At 70.0% G+C, this 18624-nt stretch carries 5 protein-coding genes; 2 read left to right on the forward strand and 3 right to left on the reverse strand.

What is annotated here, in order from left to right:
* Window positions 1–19: 19 nt before the first annotated feature.
* Window positions 20–6913 carry a polymorphic toxin-type HINT domain-containing protein gene (locus ACQEVZ_RS22100; RefSeq protein WP_433369428.1) on the reverse strand — a complete coding sequence of 2298 codons (6894 nt, stop codon included), beginning with the start codon at window positions 6911–6913 and terminating at the stop codon, window positions 20–22.
* Window positions 6914–7343: 430 nt separating this feature from the next.
* On the opposite strand from ACQEVZ_RS22100, the gene ACQEVZ_RS22105 reads away from it, so the two are divergent.
* Both ACQEVZ_RS22105 and ACQEVZ_RS22110 read left to right on the forward strand, forming a co-directional pair.
* Window positions 7344–12248, forward strand: a complete 4905-nt coding sequence (locus ACQEVZ_RS22105; RefSeq protein ID WP_433369431.1) for a LamG-like jellyroll fold domain-containing protein — start codon at window positions 7344–7346, stop codon at window positions 12246–12248.
* 237 nt (window positions 12249–12485) lie between these two features.
* Window positions 12486–13334, forward strand: a complete 849-nt coding sequence (locus tag ACQEVZ_RS22110; protein WP_433369434.1) for an alpha/beta fold hydrolase — start codon at window positions 12486–12488, stop codon at window positions 13332–13334.
* A gap of 20 nt (window positions 13335–13354) precedes the next feature.
* On the opposite strand, the gene fxsT is transcribed toward ACQEVZ_RS22110, so the two are convergent.
* Window positions 13355–17263: an FxSxx-COOH system tetratricopeptide repeat protein gene (gene fxsT, locus ACQEVZ_RS22115; RefSeq protein WP_433369437.1), complete on the reverse strand. Its 3909-nt coding sequence runs from the start codon at window positions 17261–17263 to the stop codon at window positions 13355–13357.
* Window positions 17260–18489 carry a TIR-like protein FxsC gene (locus ACQEVZ_RS22120; protein ID WP_433369440.1) on the reverse strand — a complete coding sequence of 410 codons (1230 nt, stop codon included), beginning with the start codon at window positions 18487–18489 and terminating at the stop codon, window positions 17260–17262. Before ACQEVZ_RS22120 ends, fxsT begins: the two co-directional genes overlap by 4 nt.
* Between the last annotated feature and the right edge of the window lie 135 nt (window positions 18490–18624).

Consider the following 18624-nt stretch of genomic DNA (forward strand, 5'->3'; position numbering starts at 1 on the left):
GCAACGGCCAGATCGAACGTTATTTGATGATCCAGACATCGAACACTCCGTGCAGCACCTGACCGGCTTTTGTGGTTACTGTCCACCCGTCCTTGTTCAACTGCGCGTCGAATGCCCTTTGATTCGGATTTCGTGTTGCACCACGGCCCTTGGTCTCGATCCCGTACCACTTCCCGTTGACTTTGACAAGGCCGTCATATTTTCGCGACTTCTTGAAGGGCGGCATCCAGACCTCGACCTCTTTGCGGATTACCTCCTCGACACCATCGAACTCCAGCTGGTCCCACGCATTTTCCTCATCGCCGGCACCTACTTGTCCGCCGCCGTTACTCTTGCCGAACTTTCCGGTTTTCCAGCGCACCTGCCCACCGGAGTCACACTCGCAGGTAGATGAGTGCTCGCTGTCGCCGCAGTTGTGGACGAGGACCGGCTCACTACCGGCCATCACATAGTACGTGTGGATCTCGGCAACGGTGAGGTCATGCATGACCCGTGACGCATCGAGGAGTTGGACCTCGAGAACGACCACCGTTGCGCCGTCGAGTGTATGGACCTGCTCGCCCGACTGAAGGGCCGCCGCGTCGACCCATGCCTGGCGGGTCACGGACCAGAATGGATGACGCTCAGTCGTGTGCAGGGTCTCGACACCGTCGTCGCCGGCGAGCGTGACATCGACGAGATCACTATCCAAGTTGACGTGTTGACGCTCGACCACACGTGTCGTCGTCCGACCCGTTTCCGGGTCCGTGGCTACGACCTCGTCGCCGGCGTTGACGTCTTTGATGGGTTTGACGGAGCCGTCTGCCATCTGGACGGGCGTCTCCGGATCGAAGCTGTGGCCCGCGCCCTTGCCACCACACTTGCTGGGATTGCCGCCCTTGCCAGCACCGCCGCCTGCGGCGTTGGCGGCATCGTCGGTCATGCCGCCGGCGGCGTTGTCGGCCTTCTTGGCGCCGGCGCCGATGCTGGCGGCGAGTTCGTCTGCCTTTTTCCTCGCCGCGGCGATCAGGTCGTCGGTGCGTTTGATGACGTCGTCGGCGATTTTTATCGCCTTCTGCCAGGCCTTGTAGGCGGAGAAGGCTCGGTCGACGCCCTTGATGATCGACTTGAGTGACTTCAGGACGCGGCCGGACGGGAACAGGCCGATCAGGGCATTCACGCAGGAGCTGACCTTGCCGGACCTGATGCAGTCGACGATGTCGGTGATGCCGAGGAAGTCGAGGAGGAACGCCAGCCCCTGTTCGAGGATGATGTCCATGATCGACTTCTTCTTGACGGCCTCGGCCTCGGCGCGGGCCGCTTCCTCCTCCGGTGTGAGGCCGGGCTTCGTGGCCGGGGGCGGGCCAGGGCTGGCGTCCGGATCGGCCGGGAACGCCTCGCCGGTCGGGTCGGCGTTCACGATCGGGGCGTTGTTGCCGTACGCGTAGCCGTTGAGCCGCTGCGGGTCCTCGGGGATCGTGAGCGGGTCGACCGAGATGAAGCGGCCCAGGGTCGGGTCGTACTCGCGGGCGCCGAGGTGCGTCAGGCCCGTCGACTGGTCCTTCGTGCCGCCGATGAAGCCCTTGTCGCCGGGCCAGCCGACGACGGCCGCGCCGCGGTCCTCGCCGAACGGGGTGGCGCGCCGTTTCTGGAAGGTGCCGGTCGACGCGTCCATCGCCAGGGTGGCGGTGCCGTGCGGGTCCGATGCCAGGTAGGTGAGCTTGTTGTCGTTGGTGCGCACCGCGACGGTCAAGCCGCCGTGGCTGTAGTAGCGGGTCGCGGTGGTGACGCCGCTGGTGCTTGCGTGGATCTCCTGGCCGGGCAGGTAGAGCGTGGTGCCCGTGTCGTCGCGGCGGATGAGGCGGCCGCCCGCGGCGTCGTTGAGGTACTGGGTGATCTTCGTGCCCTCGGTGACCTTGGCGAGCTTGCCCTCGGAGTTCCATTCGAGGATCTGCGTGCTGCCGCCGACGACCCGCTGGGTGGTGTTGCCGGACGCGTCGTACTGGTACGAGGTGAGCGTGCTGCCGCCGACCGTGGTGCTGGCGAGCTTGTGCCCGGTGCCGTAGACGTAGTTCTTCGTCGGCTCGCCGGGCAGCTCGTGCTTCTGCTCGGTCGTACGGTTGCCGGTCTTGTCGAAGGTGTAGCTGCTCCAGTACGGCGCCGGACCGCCGAGGTTCGCGGTGGTGCGGTTCGCGGTGCCGCAGTCCAGCGTGGTGGGCGTCCAGGCCTCGGTCATTCGCCGCAGGTAGTCGTACTGGAAGCACTGGTGGTCCTGCGGCTGCCCGGTGAGGGCCGGCTGGTCCGAGACCGACGTGACGTTGCCGACCGCGTCGTAGGTGTACTTCGCGTTGTAGGCCGACGCCCCGCCGTTCGGCCGCGCCGACGACGTGAGCAGCCGGCGGGTCGCTTCCTCGTAGGTGAACTGCAGCAGCATCGAGCGGTTGCCGGCGCCGGTGGCGCCGACGGTCACGCTGATCGGCTCGGCGAAGGAGTTGTAGGCGCCCGTCTGGACGTAGGAGGAGGCGCCGACCAGGGAGATCGGCAGACCCCAGGTGTTGTACCCGTAGGTCAGCGTCTCCGCGGCGAGGCTGCCGGCCGCCGGGAGCTTCGTCGTCTTCGGCGAGCTGTCGAAGTTGAAGGTGTGCTCGTACGTGTAGGTGCCGGCGAGACCGCCCTCGATCATGGGGATGCCGACCGACGTCTTGACGGGCAGCATCGCGTGGTCGTACTCGACGACGGAGTCCCGGTACTCGTCGGCGCCGACCCACCGCGACGACGACGTCAGCAGGCCCTTCTTGAGGGTGTCGTACGTCCAGGTGGCGAGGCGCTTCTCCGGCGTGCTCGTCACGTCCTTGAGCTCGAGCGGGCGGCCGACCGTGTCATAGGTGATGCCGAGGGCGTAGTTTCGTGCGTCGATGGTCTTGACGACCTCGCCGTACTGGTTGTACTCGATCTTCGACGTGCCGCGGTCCGGCTCCCGGGTCTCCTTCGTGCGGTGCAGGTCGTCGTAGAAGTACTCCCACGTGTTGCCGGCGGAGTCTTGGACGACGCTCTGCTGGCCGTCCTTGGCGTAGCTGTACTTGGTCTCGTCGTAGCTGGTCGGGTCCGACGGGGTCGGCACGCCGGTCTTGTACTGCCAGAGCTTCGACACCCGGCCCTGCGGGTCGTAGGTGACCGTCGCGGCGCCCGCGCCGGCCGGCGGCGTCGTGCTGATCTGGTCGCCGTTGTACGTGGTCGTCGTGCGCCACTTCTCGAACAGGCCAGACGAGTTGTGCCCGAACAGGATCTCGGCGGTGACGCGGCTGGCGCCGTCGTAGGTGGTCTGGATCTGGTTCGGCAACGACGCGTCTGCCAGCGGCAGGTAGCTGAAGCCGGAGGGCGCGTCGTTGTTGATCGGCCCGGAGCGCTTCACGATGCGGTTCTGGCTGTCGTAGTCGATCGTGTTGACCGAGCGCCCGCCGTTGGGGCTGGCGATCTGGGTCTGCCGCAGCCGCAACAGGCCGTCGTAGATCTCGTACTTCGAGGTGTACTGCGGGGCCAGGGTCCCGGCCGGGGAGCCGGTGACCTGTGAGGGTGACTGCAGCGTCGTGGTCACGACGACCGGCGGGGCGTTCCGCTGGATGAGGTACTGGTAGGTGGTGTTCGGGGTGTCCACGCCACGGATGCGGGTCGGCCCCCAGACCTTGAGCACTCGGCCGAGTGCGTCGAGTTCGACCTCGGTCTTGACGTCACCCTGCGCGGTGGCGTTGCTTGAGTCGCCGTTGACGACCGGGGCGCCCCACGCGGGGTCCGAGTCGAGGTAGGTGACGTGGCCGATCGGGTCCTTCGTCGTGATGCGGGTGATCGGCCCGTTGCCGTTGCGGGCGTAGGTCGTCTGCGTCCGGTTGCCCTTGACGTCGTACCCGTCGGTGAGGTTGCCCTCGGCGTCGTAGACCGCCTTCGACTTCGTCTGGTAGGTCGCGCTGCTCGCGTTGGCACCGGTGAAGCCGTTGAACTCGTCGACACGGGTCACGAGACCGCGGGCGCCGACGTAGCCGAGCGTGTCCGAGCCGTCGTAGTAGGTACGGCTGTCGGACAGCACGTCGGCCTTCGGCGGGTCGGCCACCGAGCATGCGGCGCTGAGCTTCTGGGCGCGGACCGGCCGGTTCGGCAGGTACGCGACGCTGCTCGACGCGAACGTGTACTTCGTGCACTCGTCGTCGTTGACGTCGCCGACGACGCCCATGTTGTGCACGGCGGTGATCGTGCCGTCTGCAGCGAGGGTGTTGACGACCCGCGTCTCGCGGACGTTCGTCGGGCTGAGATAGGTGAACGAACTGGTGGCCGTGGTGGCGACCTTGGTGGCGTTGATGACGCCCCACGGCCGGGTCTGCGACGCGGTCGCCGCGGAGACCCAGAAGTCGGCGATGGAGGTGCTGAGCCTGGTCGTGGCGTCGAGGAACTGGGTCGTCTCCCGGGTCATCCCGGTGAAGCGGTCCTCGTCGGGGACCGACCCGCCTCTGGAGTCGGTCACGTTGACCGTCTTGAAGACGCCGGCCGTGGCGGTGCGGTCGCCGTGCATGCCGCGGTAGAACCGGGACTCGGTCTTGCCGCGGGCGCCGTCGACGCCGTCGCCGGTGTAGGTGACGACGGTGCCGTAGCCGCGCCACTGCGACCAGGTCTTGTCCTCCTCGGGGGTGATGCCGTCGAGCTCGTCGAAGCGCCAGGCGGCGTCGCCGACGTAGTCGTAGTCGGTGACGACCTGGGTCACCGCGGGCACCGTGTAGCCGGAGACCGACTGCGTGACCCTGTCAACGATGTACTTGTGGAAGTAGTCGATCCGGTTGGGGAACGCGTCGTCGCTACCCTTCACCGGCATGCAGCGCTGGGTGTTGGTGGCCGGTGACGCCGGGAGGTTGGTGCGGGAGCAGTTCGTCGGCGCGTAGCGGACCGCGAGGGTGCCGCCGTTCTCGTTGGTGATGCCGATGATGCGGCGCCAGTTCAGCGGCGCGATGTTGTTGGCGAGGTCGTCGACCCGGTTCGGCAGGAAGGTGCCGTCGAAGGTTACCTCGGGCATGACGATCTCGGGTGTGGCGCCGCGGCCGGTCTGGGTGATCCCGTCGAGCCACAACGCGTAGCCGGTCGCGGCGTCGCCGCTGACGTAGGAATGGCGCAGCGTCCAGCGGTCGACCGGCCGGTAGCCGACGCCGTTGTTGTTCAGGACCTCGGTGTCGACCTGCTTGAGCCGGCGCTTGGTGAAGAAGGCCGGGGAGAACGTCTGGGTGCACGGCGCCGCGGAGCAGTTGAGGTCCATCGGCGTGTCCGGCCAGTTCCACGCGTCGTTGCAGTTCGTGTTCGGCAGGCACCGGTCGCCGGTCTCGAAGTGCACCCGGGCCAGCGCCGGGGTGGTGTAGACGGCGTTGCTGCGCTGGCCGTAGTCGACGCGCTTGAGGTTGCCGCCTCGGGTGTACCAGTCCGGGTGGTCCGCGTCGCCGTACCGGGCGTAGTTGTTGGTCTCCGGGTCGTAGAAGTACGACAGGGTGTTGCCGTGAACGTCCACGACATAGTCGACGTTCCACTTGTACGCCTGGCGGCAGGCGGACGCCTGGAACGACGCGTTGTAGCACGGCTCGCCGGGGTGGTTGCCGTACACCGGCAGCGTGAACGTCGACCTGGTCTCCTCGTTGCCGTTCCAGCCGGGCAGGCGGTTGTAGCCGAGGTAGTACTGGGTGCCGTCCGGCGACGTGAATCTCCAGTACTCGCCGTTGTCGTCGCCGTTGTTCCGCCCGCTGTCGAGCAGCTGCTCGGCGATCGAACCGTCGTCGTTCTTCAGCTTCCACGTGTTGGTGGTGCCGACCCGGACGAGCTCCGAGGAGTGGCCGTTGAGCGAGATGGTCGCGTTGTCGGAGAACCAGCACATGTCGCCGGTCGGGCGGGTCTTGTTGTTGGCCGCGCCCTCCATGTCGGCGGCGCAAGGCTTGTACCGCCGCTCGATCTGACCCGGCGCGAACTCGAAGCCCATGCCGATCCAGGACGGCTGGTTGTTCGCGGCGTTCGTGCGGCCGTCGACGCCGCTGGAGGCGTACGACAGGCTGATGCTCGGGCTCGGCCCGCCGTTGGCCGGCGGCACCCGCAGCGGGTAGGACCAGGTGAACTCGCCGGTGGCGCCGCCCGCACCCCACGACGACGAGGTCGTCAGCGACGTGGCGCCGAAGTTGCCGGCGCTGCCCTGGACGCCCGCCTGGACGGCGAGCAGCTTGGTCGCGCCGCCGGCGAGGGTCACGTCACCGCCGATGCGCGCCGCCTGGCCGTCGTTGGTGGCGGCCAGCTTCCGGCCGGTCCGGCAGGCGCTCAACTCAGGAGTGCTCGCCGCGCACTCGGGCAGCTCAACCAGTTGCAGCCGGGAGCTCCAGGCGCCGCCGTACGCGGCACGGAAGCCGCTGTAGTCGACCTCGACCGCGATCTTGTCGGTGCTCATCGTCCGGTCCGGCCGCGACACCCGCAGCAGCAGGCCGTCCACACCGGACCTCGCGGTGCGGGCCCGGTCGTACACCTCCACCTGCACTGCCTGCGGACCCGCCAGCGGCACCTTGCGCAGGTCCTCCCGCACGTCGCCGCGGGCGTCGCCGACGAAGACCGGGCTGCCGCCGGCCCGAGTCGGCCCCGCCTTGGCCGCGCTCACGACATCGGCGTTGGTCCGTGCCGGCTCCGCCGCGAGCCGCCGCGCGGCCAGGTCGACCGTCGAGGTCTCGGCCTTCGGCCACACCACCGGCGGGCTCGCCTTGAGGGCGATGTCCTGCTCGGCGTCGGCGATCGGCTTGACGACGTTCTTGCGGCTCTTGTCCTCCGGGACGATCCGCTCGACCTGGTTCGGCTGGGCCGCGAAGGGGTCGACCGGCGCGGCGTGCGCCGGCAGGACCGACACGGCACCGCCGGCGAGTGTGACGCTGAGCACCCCGATGAGCGTCGAGACAGCCCAGCGACGTCGGCGACCGCGCTGACGAGCCGGCGGAACTTCGGGCCGCACAACAGAAACCACAGACCAGGCCACGGCATCCTCCCCGTTACGAGCCGTAGAGCGATACCTCACGGAGAGGGGTCGCCGCTCGATCATGCATGTGCATGTAGAGATCCGCAAGACATTGAAATTTTTATGCATATCGTTCTAGGCTCCGGCACGACGGCACCGCGGAGCAGTGCGGCCAGGCCTCCAGCCAGCCCATATGCACCGACAGGTGTCGACGTCATGAACAGCGGATGTCGTGTGGGTCGCCCCAGCGGGCGGCCCACACGGCGTTGCGGGCGCGGCGACAGGCACCCACGGGGAGGGCACTCATATGGCGACACAGGGGACGCGGCACAGCCGTGGCCGGCGATGGCCGGTCTTGTCCATCGCGGCGGTTCTGGCCGCCGCGGCAGTGATCAACTGGCCGCAGTTCGACCGGCCGGAGCCGCCGGCGTCGCAGCCGCCGGTCGCCGGGCGGCAGGCCCAGCAGCAGCCGGGGGCGACGGCGGCCGACGTGCCGACCGCGCAACGGTTCACCGAGGCCAAGCGCACCAGCCGGCCCGTCGAGATCCTCGAGCGGCGCACCGAGACGACCGAGTACTTCGCGAACCCGTCCGGCACCTACACGATGCGGCAGTACACCGTGCCGGTGCGGGTCAAGCAGGGCACGACGTGGGTGCCGGTCGACCTGACCCTGCAGCGCGCCCCCGACGGCGGCGTGCACTCGAAGGCCGGCCCGGTCGACGTGACGTTCTCCGGCGGTGGCAACGGCGACGTCGTCCGCGTGCGGGACCACGGCCGCGAGTTCACCCTGACCTGGCCGAAGGCGCTGCCCGCGCCCCGGCTCGACGGCGACTCGGCCGTCTACCCCGACGTGCTGCCCGGCGTCGATCTGCGGGTCACCGCGCAGCGGACCGGCTTCAGCAAGCTTTTCGTCGTGAAGGACCGCGCCGCCGCCGACAGCGCGGCGTTGCGCAGCCTCACGTTCGGCGTGAAGACGAAGGAGCTGAAGCTCACCGGTCGTGCGGACGGCGGGTTCGTCCTGAAGGACCGCGAGGGCAACCAGGTCTTCGCCGGCGACGCACCGTCCATGTGGGACACCCCGCTGCTGCCCGCCGGCGCGACCGAGGAGCAGCGGCTGCAGGCGCAGCCGGCCCACACGGCGACGGCGGGCTCACGCGTCACCGGCCACGACATCACGATCGTGCCCGACCGCGCGATGCTCGCCCGGTCGGACCTCAACTTCCCGGTGTTCGTCGACCCATCCGCGATCGTGGTCACCAACGGCAACTGGACCCACATCAACCAGGCCAACGGCAGCAAGTCCTACTGGTCGGAGGACCGCGACCGGGCGAAGGTCGGCTACTCGTACTGGGCCTCGACGAAGACGCCGTGGCGGTCGTTCTTCCTCTTCGGCACCCCGACGCTGAGCGGCAAGCAGATCACCCGATCGACGTTCTCCATCACGCTGGACCACTCCGGCAGCTGCAATGACACGCTCGTCTACCTGTACTCCACCGCGAACGTGTACAGCTCCAACGCCGTCACGTGGAACAACTCCTCCGGCAGCGGCACCTGGAACTGGCACCTCGGCGCCCAGTCCGGCCACGCCAACCAGGGCAACGGCTGCGCCGGCGGCAACCAGCCGGACATGAACATGTACTGGTCGAGCGACCAGTACCCGGCGATCAACTCCGTCGTGCAGAACGCCGCCAACGGCGCCTACGGCGCGCAGATGACCTTCGGCCTGCGCGCCGCCGACGAGGGCGACCGGTACCAGTGGAAGCAGTTCATGCCGTTCAGCGCGGCGCTGACGGTCGAGTACAACAGCACCCCGAACGTGCCGTCGGAGCTCGACACCGTCCCGCCGTCGGGCTGCGGCTCCGAGCAGCGGCCCACCCGGATGCCCGCCGGGATGCTGACCCCGACGTTCACCGCGCTGCTCAACGACACCGACGCCAACACGCTGCACGGCGAGCTCAACGTGCTGCAGGGCGCCACCGAGACCGTCGTCTTCGCCGCCAAGACGTCCGGCGTCGCCAACGGGTCGTCGGCCGCCTGGCCGCAGGTGCCGGCCGGCACGCTCGCGGCGAACACGCTGTACTCCTACCGGGCCCGGACCAACGACGGCACCGGCGTCAGCGCGTGGAGCAACCGGTGCTTCTTCATCGTCGACAACCAGGGCCCCGATGTCCCGGTCATCGACCCGGCCGTGCGACCGGTGACCGACCCGGCAGGACCCGAGGACTTCCCGAACGGGGTCCCGGTCCGCAACACCGGCGAGTCCGGCAGCATCGCCTTCCGCCACGCCGCCGGTGACACCGACATCGCCGGGTACCGCTACGGCTTCGCCGCGGACAAGCTGACCGGCTGGGTGCCGGCGCAGGAGGACGGCAACGCGACGGTGCCCATCACGCTCTGGACGAACCCGGAGACCGGCTTCCCCGAGTCCGAGCTTTACGTGCAGGCCGAGGACCGGGCCGGCAACGTCAGCCAGACCACCGCCGGGCCGTACTACCTGGTCGCCAACGACACCGGTGCGGTGCCGGCCGCCAAGCGCGGCGACGTCAACGGCGACGGCAAGGGCGACATCTCCGCGATCATCGACGCGGGCGGCGACCGGCTCCGCGCGTGGACGCTCACCTCCGACGGCGCGGCCCCGGACGGCAACATCCAGCTGTCCACCCAGACCGTCGGGTGGGACACCGGCCGCGACGGCTCGTCGTTCGTCACCATGCGGTTCGTCAGCGGGGACTTCACCGGTGACGGCCTGAGCGACCATGCGCTGTTCCGGCAGGACCCGGACGGCCGGCTGCGGCTGTACCTGCTGCAGTCCAAAGGCAACCGGTTCGACGTGGTCGACGGCGTGCTGTGGACGAGCCCTGCCGGCGATCCGCTGTGGAACCTGGCCGGCATCAAGGCCCAGTCCGGCGACTTCGACGGCGACGGCGACACCGACATCGCCGTCCTGCGCAACAACGGCTCCGGCGGCTGGACCGCCTTCCGCTTCAACAGGGACCCGGCGACCGGGCAATACGCGCCGACCCAGTGGCGCACCGAGTCGATCGGCTGGGCGTGGGGCCGCTACGACATGCTCGCCGGCGACTTCGACGCCAACGGCCACACCGATGTCGCGCTGGTGCAGGAGGCGGGTGCCACCACGAAGGTCTGGAAGTACATGTCGGGCCTCATCGGCTCCAACGGCGTGCCGACCGCCGCCGACGCGACGGTGAACGCCCAGTACAACCGCAGCCGCTTCACGGCGGGGAACTTCGACGGCGACACGACCAACGGCCGCGGACGCACCGACATCCTCATGCTGACGGAGACGTCCTCGAACACGAGCAACCTCACCGTCGTCACCTCGACCGCCACCGGATCCACCGTCGGCGCCGCATGGCCGGTCGACACCGCGTTCGACTCGCGGAAGGTCAACCAGCTGCAGTCGGCCGACTTCAACGCCGACGGTCGCGACGACCTGGCGGCGTTCGCCGGCGGCCAGGTCGCCGGGGTGACGCAGCTGTGGACGGCGCTGTCCACGACCACCGGGTTCGCGGCGCCGACCATGCAGCGCACGTGGACCGTGTCGGAGAAGCCGGAACGCCGGGCCGCCTGGCGCTTCGACGAGACCGGCACCGGCGTCTCCGACGACTACGGCGACAACCCGGCCACCGTGTCCGGCGGCGCCGCTCGCGGAACGGGCCACACCGTCCGCGCCGACGACCGCAGCCTGGTGCTCAACGGCACGAACCAGTACGCGTCGACGACCCAGCCGGTCGTGCGCACCGACCGCGGGTTCAGCGTCGCGGCCTGGGTGAAGCTCGCCAGCACCGGCGGCTACTACACCGCGGTCGCGCAGGAGGGTGTGAACCAGCCCGGGTTCATCCTCGGCTACGCCCCCGGCCAGTGGCGGTTCCTGTTCACGGCGGCCGACAACACCACCCCGACCTACCTGGGCGCCATCGCGGCGGTCAACCCTGTGGCGGGGGTGTGGACACACATCGCCGGCGTCTACGACGAGAGCGGGCTCATGCGGCTCTACGTCAACGGCGTGCTGGCCGCCACCTCGTCCCCCCGGTCCACCGTCTGGAACGCCCACGGTCCCCTGCAGATCGGCCGGACGAAGCTCGGCACCTCCACCGGCGGCCAGGACTACTTCCCCGGCAGCATCGACGACGTCGACATCTTCGACCACGCCGCGACGGCGCACGAGATCGCCACCCTGGCGACGACCGGCACCGTCACCGGCAGCCCGACCGCGTCCAGCACCGTCACCGCCGGGCGCAGCCTCAACATCGCCAACGGATACAGCGACTTCCAGCGCAACATCAGCGGCCACATCGTGCGGTTCACGGCCTCGGTGACCGTCGGCGTCACGATCGAGGACTGGGGCGGCAGCGCCGCGAGCCAGCCGGTGGTCTACCAGGTCGGCCCCGACCTGGACGTGTTCTTCCGCGGCACCGACAACCACCTGTGGAACTACCGGTGGTCACCGACGAACGGCCTGACCAAGACCGACTGGGGCGCCGGTGCGGCGGGCGGCGTGAGCGGGTTCGCCTACAACGGCGAACGGCATGTCTTCACGCCGGCCTCCGACGGCACCCTCCGGCACTGGTACCAGAAGCCCGGTCAGGCGCCGGCGTTCGAGACCTGGAACGGTGCCCCAGCGGCGGACGCGACCCCGTCGGCGTTCCTGACCACCGACAACCGCTTCGAGGTCTTCGTCCGCAACACCGCCAACCACCTCCTGTGGTGGGAGCAGCCCCGGACGATGACCGCCGCACCGGCTCCCGTCGCGTTCGCCGGTGCCCAGACGGTCGACGGGGACCCCTCCGCCGTCGTCGTCGCCAACCAGATCAACGTCTTCGCCCGTGTCGGCACCGGCACCGGCGGCAAGCCGATCCACCGCTGGTACTTCACCAGCAGCGGTCCCTCGACCCCGATCAGCGACGTGACCTGGGGCGGCGGCGCGCTCGGACAACCGACCGCGGTGTGGTGGTGGACCAACGAGATCTGGGTCTACGCCCGGGGCACCGACGGCCACCTGTGGCGCTGGAACGGCCGCTCCGGTGCGCCGAGCACCATCACGTACACGTCCTTCGGCGGTGGCTTGCTCTCGTCGGGCTTCAGCGATCCGAGCGTCCACACCGACGTCGGCGCCCAGCACTACATCTTCGACCACGGCGCCGGCGGCACCCTGCAGTACTGGTACTGGTACTACACCGGCGAGATCGGCTGGGGTGACTGGAGCGGCGAGCTGGGCGTCCTCAGCCAGGGTTCGTAGTACACGCCGGTGGTGCCGGGATCCCCGATCGGATCCCGGCACCACCGGCGGGCACCGCCACGGCCCCGTGGGGCCGGTGGACGATTGCCGCACCGCGCGCGGCGCCTACCGGGTGCAGCCATCGACGGATAGGCTTGGCCGACCGTGAAACTGCGGCCGGCACCGAAAGGCAACTCTGTGACCGACGTCGATATGGATAACCGCGAGGTAATCACTGCGGACGGTCGCAAACTGTTCGTGGCGGCGTCCGGAGCGCCCGGCGGGACGCCGGTCGTGCTGCTGCACGGGACGCCCGGCAGCCGCTTCGGGCCGCGCCCCAGATCGAGTGTGCTCTATCGGCTCGGCGTCCGGCTGATCTCCTACGACCGCCCCGGCTACGGCGACTCCACCCGGCACCGCGGGCGGCGCGTGGCCGACGCCGCCGCCGACGTCGAGACCATCGCCGACACGCTCGGCCTGGACCGCTTCGCCGTCGTCGGGCGCTCCGGCGGTGGCCCGCACGCCCTCGCCTGCGCGGCCCTGCTGCCCGAGCGGGTGACCCGCACGGCGGTGCTGGTCGGCCTGGCCCCGCGCGACGCCGAGGGCCTCGACTGGTACGACGGGATGACCGAGGCCAACGTCGACGAGCACACCGCCGCCGACGCGGACCAGGCGGCGCTCACCGAGCGCCTGGACGAGCTGGCCCGCCGCACGGCCGACGACCCCGAGTCGTTCATGGACCTGCTCTGGGAGCAGATGACTGAGGCGGACCGGCGGGTGGTCAACGGCCTGCCGATCCGGCGGCAGTTCCTGGACACGTATCGCGAGGCGCTGCGCCGCGGGCCGTACGGGTGGATCGACGACGATCTCGCATTTCAGAACAACTGGGGATTCGCGTTCGAGGACATCACCGGACCGGTCCTGCTGTGGCACGGCGCCGACGACAATTTCTCGCCCGTGAATCACAGCCGCTGGCTGGCCGGCCGGATCCCGCACGCCGAAGTGCGGGTCCAGCTGGAGACCGCGCACTTCGGCGCCGTCGAGGCGCTGCCGGAGGTCCTGGTCTGGCTCGCCGCCGACCCTGTCCCGACCGGCGACGCGCTGTAGCCCGCCGCCGGGCGGCGGTCTTAGTACGGGTGCGGGTCGATGATCCGGTGGACCAGCTCCCGCCGGCGCAGCGCGTTGACGGTCGGATGCTGCTGACCCACCCGCTCCTCCAGCGCCGCGACCCGGTCGACGAAGTCGCCGCCGCCCACCTCGGCCAGCTGCCGCACCAGGCTCAGGTTCGCCTGGCAGCGCAGCGCGTTCGGGTGGTCGGGCAGCAGCACCACCTGCATCTGCTCGGCGACCCGCTCCAGGGTCTCCATGGCGTTGTCCAGCCCGCCCGGCGTCTCCGCGACGCAGACCGCCCAGTTCATCCGGGTCGACAGCGTGTACGGGTGCTCGTCGCCGAGCTTGCGGTGCAGCCCCTCGACGGCCTCCTCGGCGAGCCGCACCGCCAGGTCGTGGTCGCCCTGCGCCCGGGCCAGCAGCGCGAGGTTGCCGATGCAGACCAGCGTGTGCGGGTGCTCGTCGCCGAGGTTGTCGCGGTACGTCTCGTACACGTCGGTCAGCAGCTCCCGGGACTCGGCGAACTTCCCGAGTGACAGCAGGGTGACCGCGAGGCTCAGCCGGCTGCTCAGCGCGTCCGGGTTGGTGCGGCCGAACGTGACGGACAGCTGGCTGCTGGCCGACTGCAGCAGCTCCGCGGCCTCCGCCGCGCGGCCGGCGCTGTGCAGGGACACGGCCAGGTTGGTCTGGCACACGAGCATGCCCCGGGCGTCCTCGGCGCGGGTGACCTTGTACTGCTCGTACACGGACGCGAGCCAGTCGACGGACTGGTCGTAGTCGCCCGCGTCGCGGATGTCCCGGCCCAGGTTCGTCGCGGAGTACAGCGTGTACGGGTTGGACTCGCCGAGGATCGACTTGCGGGAGTTGTACGCCGCCTCGTCGCGGGCCCGGGCCTCGTGGAAGTCGCCCATGAGCCGGTAGGAGATGGCGAGGTTGCTCAGCGCCGCGAGGGTGCGCGGGTAGTCCTCGCCGAAGTCGTCCAGCCACGCCGCGTAGGTCGAGATGTCGGTGTCGAGGGCTTCCCGGTACCGGCCGAGGCCACGCAGGTCGCGGGCGAGACCGCCGGCGGTCATCAGGGTGTGCGGGTGGCGCGCCCCGAGCAGCTCCTGCTGGGTGGCGAGGACCGCCTCGTCCAGGCGCAGCGAGTCGGTGAAGTTGCCCTGCGAGCCCAGGATGTTGGCGTGGTTGAACCGCAGGTGCAGCAGCTGCCGGTGCAGCGTGCGGCGCTGGTCCGGGTCCTCGGTCTCCTCCAGCATCTGCGACCAGATGGCGTCGAACTGCTCGGCGCTCTGCCGGGCGCCGACGAGGTCGCCGCGCAGCCACTGGTACCGGACCCGGTCGATCATCAGCGCGCGGACCGACTCGTCGTCGCTCAACGCGGCCTTCGTGACCTCCACGTGCGGCCACAGCATCCTGTACTGCGGCCACGCGTCCGGGTCGTCGACCTCCTGGTTCTTCGGCCGGGCGGCGGCCAGCACCCGGTGGACCTGCCGGCGGGTCTGGGTCAGCTCGTCCTCGCTCATGCGGATGCGCACGGCGTGCTGCAGGAGCCGGTGGACGAACACGGTGCCGGTGCGCTCCCGGCTGCCCGGCTCGCCGCGCAGGTCGAGCCGCAGCAGCGCGAGCCGGTGCACCTGCTGCACCAGCGACGCGCGGAACATGTAGTCGGACACGTTCGGGTCCAGCGGGCGCAGCGCCGCCGCGAACTCGTCGCTGTACACCAGGTCGAGCGCGATCTCCGGGGCGAACACCGAGCACATCTGCAGCAGCCGGTACGCGGCGGGCGAGCGCTGGTTGAGCCGCCGCAGCGACAGGTCCCAGGTCGCCTCGATCGGGGTGTCGGACTGCGGCTCGCGCAGCCCCCGCGGTCCGGACCGGGCGATGTGCACGAGGTACTCGTCGACCGCGTTGCCGGTGTCGGCGAGCCACGCGGCGGCGGCCGCCACCGCGATCGGCAGGTCGCCGAGCAGCTCGGCGATGCGCCCCGCGTCCACGTCCTGCATGGTCGGCACCCGCTGGCGCAGGTGCTGCTTGCTCTCGTCGCGGGTGAACACGTTGACCGGCAGCAGCTTGACCCGCTCGCCCCAGGTCGACATGCGCGACGTGATGATCACGTGGCCGGTGCCGGTCGGCAGGTACTGCTCGATGCCCGGGGCGTCCTCGGCGTTGTCGAAGACGATCAGCCAGCGCTTGTCGGTGTGCTGCAGGCTCTGCAGCACCGCGCGGGCGTACTCGGGCGTCGACTGCCGCGCCGGCACGCCCAGCAGCGTGCCCAGGTCGGCGAGCTCGGTCTCGATGACGTTCGACTGCTCGACGTTCATCCAGAAGATCACGTCGTAGGCGGCCCGGAACCGGTACGCGTACTCGATGGCGAGCTGGGTCTTGCCGATGCCGCCCATGCCCTGCAGCGCCACCGGCTCGTTGCCGGCGAGCACCACCGCGGTGCCGGCGCGCAGCTGGTCGCGCAGCTGGCGCAGGTCCTGCTCGCGGCCGGTGAACCGGATGTTGCGGCTGGGCATGCTGAAGACCAGGTTGTCCCGGCCCGGGAAGCGCGGCCCGCCGGCCACCTCCGCATCGACGTGCTCCACGTCGGCGCCGATGAGCCGCAGGATCCTGTCCACGGCCACCTCGGCGGTGGCGCCGAAGACGGTCGCGGTGTTGGCCTGCGGGATGCCGGCGAGGCGCCGGACGTCGGCGACGTAGACGGCGAACGGCGCCCGGTCCGCGGCCCGGTCCGGGACCACGTGGGTCGCCTCGCGCTCGACGTTTGCCTGCGAGACCAGCACCAGGGTGCGGGTGAACCCGTCGACGGTGGTGTCCTTGGGGTCGCCGTCCCACGGGTCGATGACCTGGACGCCGGCCTGCTGGAGCACGTGCGTCACCCACTCCGCCCAGACGCGGTCCTGCCGCGCGTACCGCAGCAGCACCTCCCGCTCGGCGACCACGGCCTGCCGGATGAACCGGGCCCTGGTCCGCTGCCGGGTCACCTCGTCCATCGGCGGGAGGCTCGTCACGTCCCCGCTCGTGATCTGCGCGGTCAGCGCCTCGTAGGCGGCCAGCAGCGACGTGCGCACGCCCGGCTCGTCGCCGAAGACGGCGAGGACCTCCTCGTAGGCGTAGAAGGCGCGGTACGGGATCTCCACCTTCTTCCAGTACTCGCCGCGCTGGTCCGGGTCGAGGCCGACCGGCAGGCCGGCGAAGCGCTGGATGGCGACCCGGCGGCCGATGTCGGCCTTCTCCTGCTCCGACGGGTCGACGCGCATCGGCACCGGCAGGACCCTGATCTTGCGGTGCCGGCGGTCGACCAGCCGCGCCACGTCGGCGGCGCCGTCGATGCCCTGGTCGTTGAGGGTGAAGCAGGTGACGAGGGTGTCCGGCAGGTGGATCGTGCAGATGTCGGCGACGTCGCTGAAGCCGGTGCGGCTGTCGATGAGCGTGTAGTCGTAGTGCCGCTTCATGTCCGCGCGCAGCGCGTCGAGGAACAGCCCGCCGCGCTGCCGCTCGTAGAACGCGTCCCAGTCCATCGCGGCGAGGTTGCTGGAGTAGTCGTTGTTCTGCTGGCCGGCGGACAGGAAGTCCAGCGTGCCCTCGTCGGGGAAGCCCGGCCAGCGCAGCGAGAACGAGTACTTCTGGACCCGCGCGTACTCCTCGTACCAGCGCTCGTCGTCGCCGCGGTGCCGGGTGGTCGCCCACTCGTACTCGCGGATCATCTCGATGACGCCCTCGGTGCTGTCGAGCGCGGCGCGGTCCAGGAACGGGCTGAAGTACCGGGCGAGGCCGGGCGACTCCAGGTCCCAGTCCACCACGAGCACCCGCTTGCCGTTCGCGGCGAGGATCCAGGCGACGTTGGCCAGCGCCATCGTCCTGCCGGTGCCCCCCTTGTACGAGTAGAAGGTGATGACCTTGCCGTCACGGTGGTCACTCATGCTTCCTCACCCTCGCTGGAGGACGGTGTGCCGCGCCCGGCCTCCGGCCGGCCGAGGCGGGGCCTGGTGCCGGGCGGGCTGGCCGGCGCGTAACTGGGTCCGTTGTTCATGTACTCGCGCCGCATGCGGCTGACGATCTCGGGCATCTCGCTGCGCCAGCTCGCCACCGTGGTGAACCGGATGAACCGGTCGGTCCGGCGCAGCAGCGACTCGAGCTGGCTGAGGTACCGGGTGCCGTGCGGCTCGAACCGCGGGTGGTGCTCGTCGACGACCGCCGCGATCGTCACCCACGAGTACGGGCAGCGCAGCGTCGAGCGCACCAGGTCGCGTCCGCCCGGGGTGGCGAGGATCCACGGATCGATGAGGATCATGCCAGGGTAGTCGCGGTACATCGAGTCGTCGGCGGTGTAACCGACCACGTCCACCGGTAACCGCAGCCGGTCGGCCTCGGCGGCGACCTCGTCCGCGACGGCGTGCCCGCCCGCGAACGGCTTCCAGTGCTCGGCGCGCAGACCGTAGCCGTGCGCGGTGCCGCGGCCGTCGGGCAGCGGCAGGTCGCCGCTGGTCGGTGCGAGGACCGCGATGGTGAACGGCGCGGTCGGCCACACCCGCACCCGGTAGGCCTCGACCATGTCCACGGTCTGCGTCGCGACGAGCGGGGACCGGTCGGCGATGCGCACGACCTCCTCCGCCATCCGCCGCAGCACGCGCTCGTACTGCTTGCGGAACGTGCCGATCCGGCACAGGACGCTCAGCCCGTTCATCACGTACTCCGGCACGTCCTCGGCGAACCGGCGCGCGTCGGCGACCTCGGCCCGGTAGACGTTGCCCGGCAGCGGCGCCCACAGCACCGGCAGGATGTGCTCCTCGGCGGGCGTGCCGTTCGCCGCCGACGCGAGCCGGCCCATGAACGTCGCCCGGTCGCTGCGCGCCTCGCGGCTGACGAGGTACTTCTGCGAGTACAGCGCGACGAAGACGTCCGCGGACGCGAGCGCGGCCTGGATCTCCGCCTGCCGGTCACGGTCGGCGGGCACGGCCACGTCCGCGAAGCCGAGCGGGGTCTTGCCCGGGCCGACGATCGCGCGGATGTGCTGCACGAGATCCTCGTAGAACTGCTTCACCCAGTGGTCCGGGGTGACCATGGCCGCCGTCGCGCGAGGGCGGGCATAGCTGAGGTAAAAATACCGGCGGACAGGCTCGTCGACGCCGTCGTCCGGCTGGCTCACGGGGCGCGCTCTGACATCACTCGAGGCACTCCCGTCGTCACCCGGCGCAAGGTACGACCAGAGTAAATGCGTGACTCAACCTCACGCCACCCTCACGAAGCGGCGTGGGCTACGCGAAACTACGGCTGGTTTGTT

The organism is Dactylosporangium sp. CA-152071 (genome assembly GCF_050936335.1).
Taxonomy (GTDB): domain Bacteria; phylum Actinomycetota; class Actinomycetes; order Mycobacteriales; family Micromonosporaceae; genus Dactylosporangium; species Dactylosporangium maewongense.

Bases quoted from the DNA above. Each gene is read 5' to 3' on its own strand.
- fxsT (WP_433369437.1), bottom strand. From the start codon at position 17,263: ATGAGTGACCACCGTGACGGCAAGGTCATCACCTTCTACTCGTACAAG.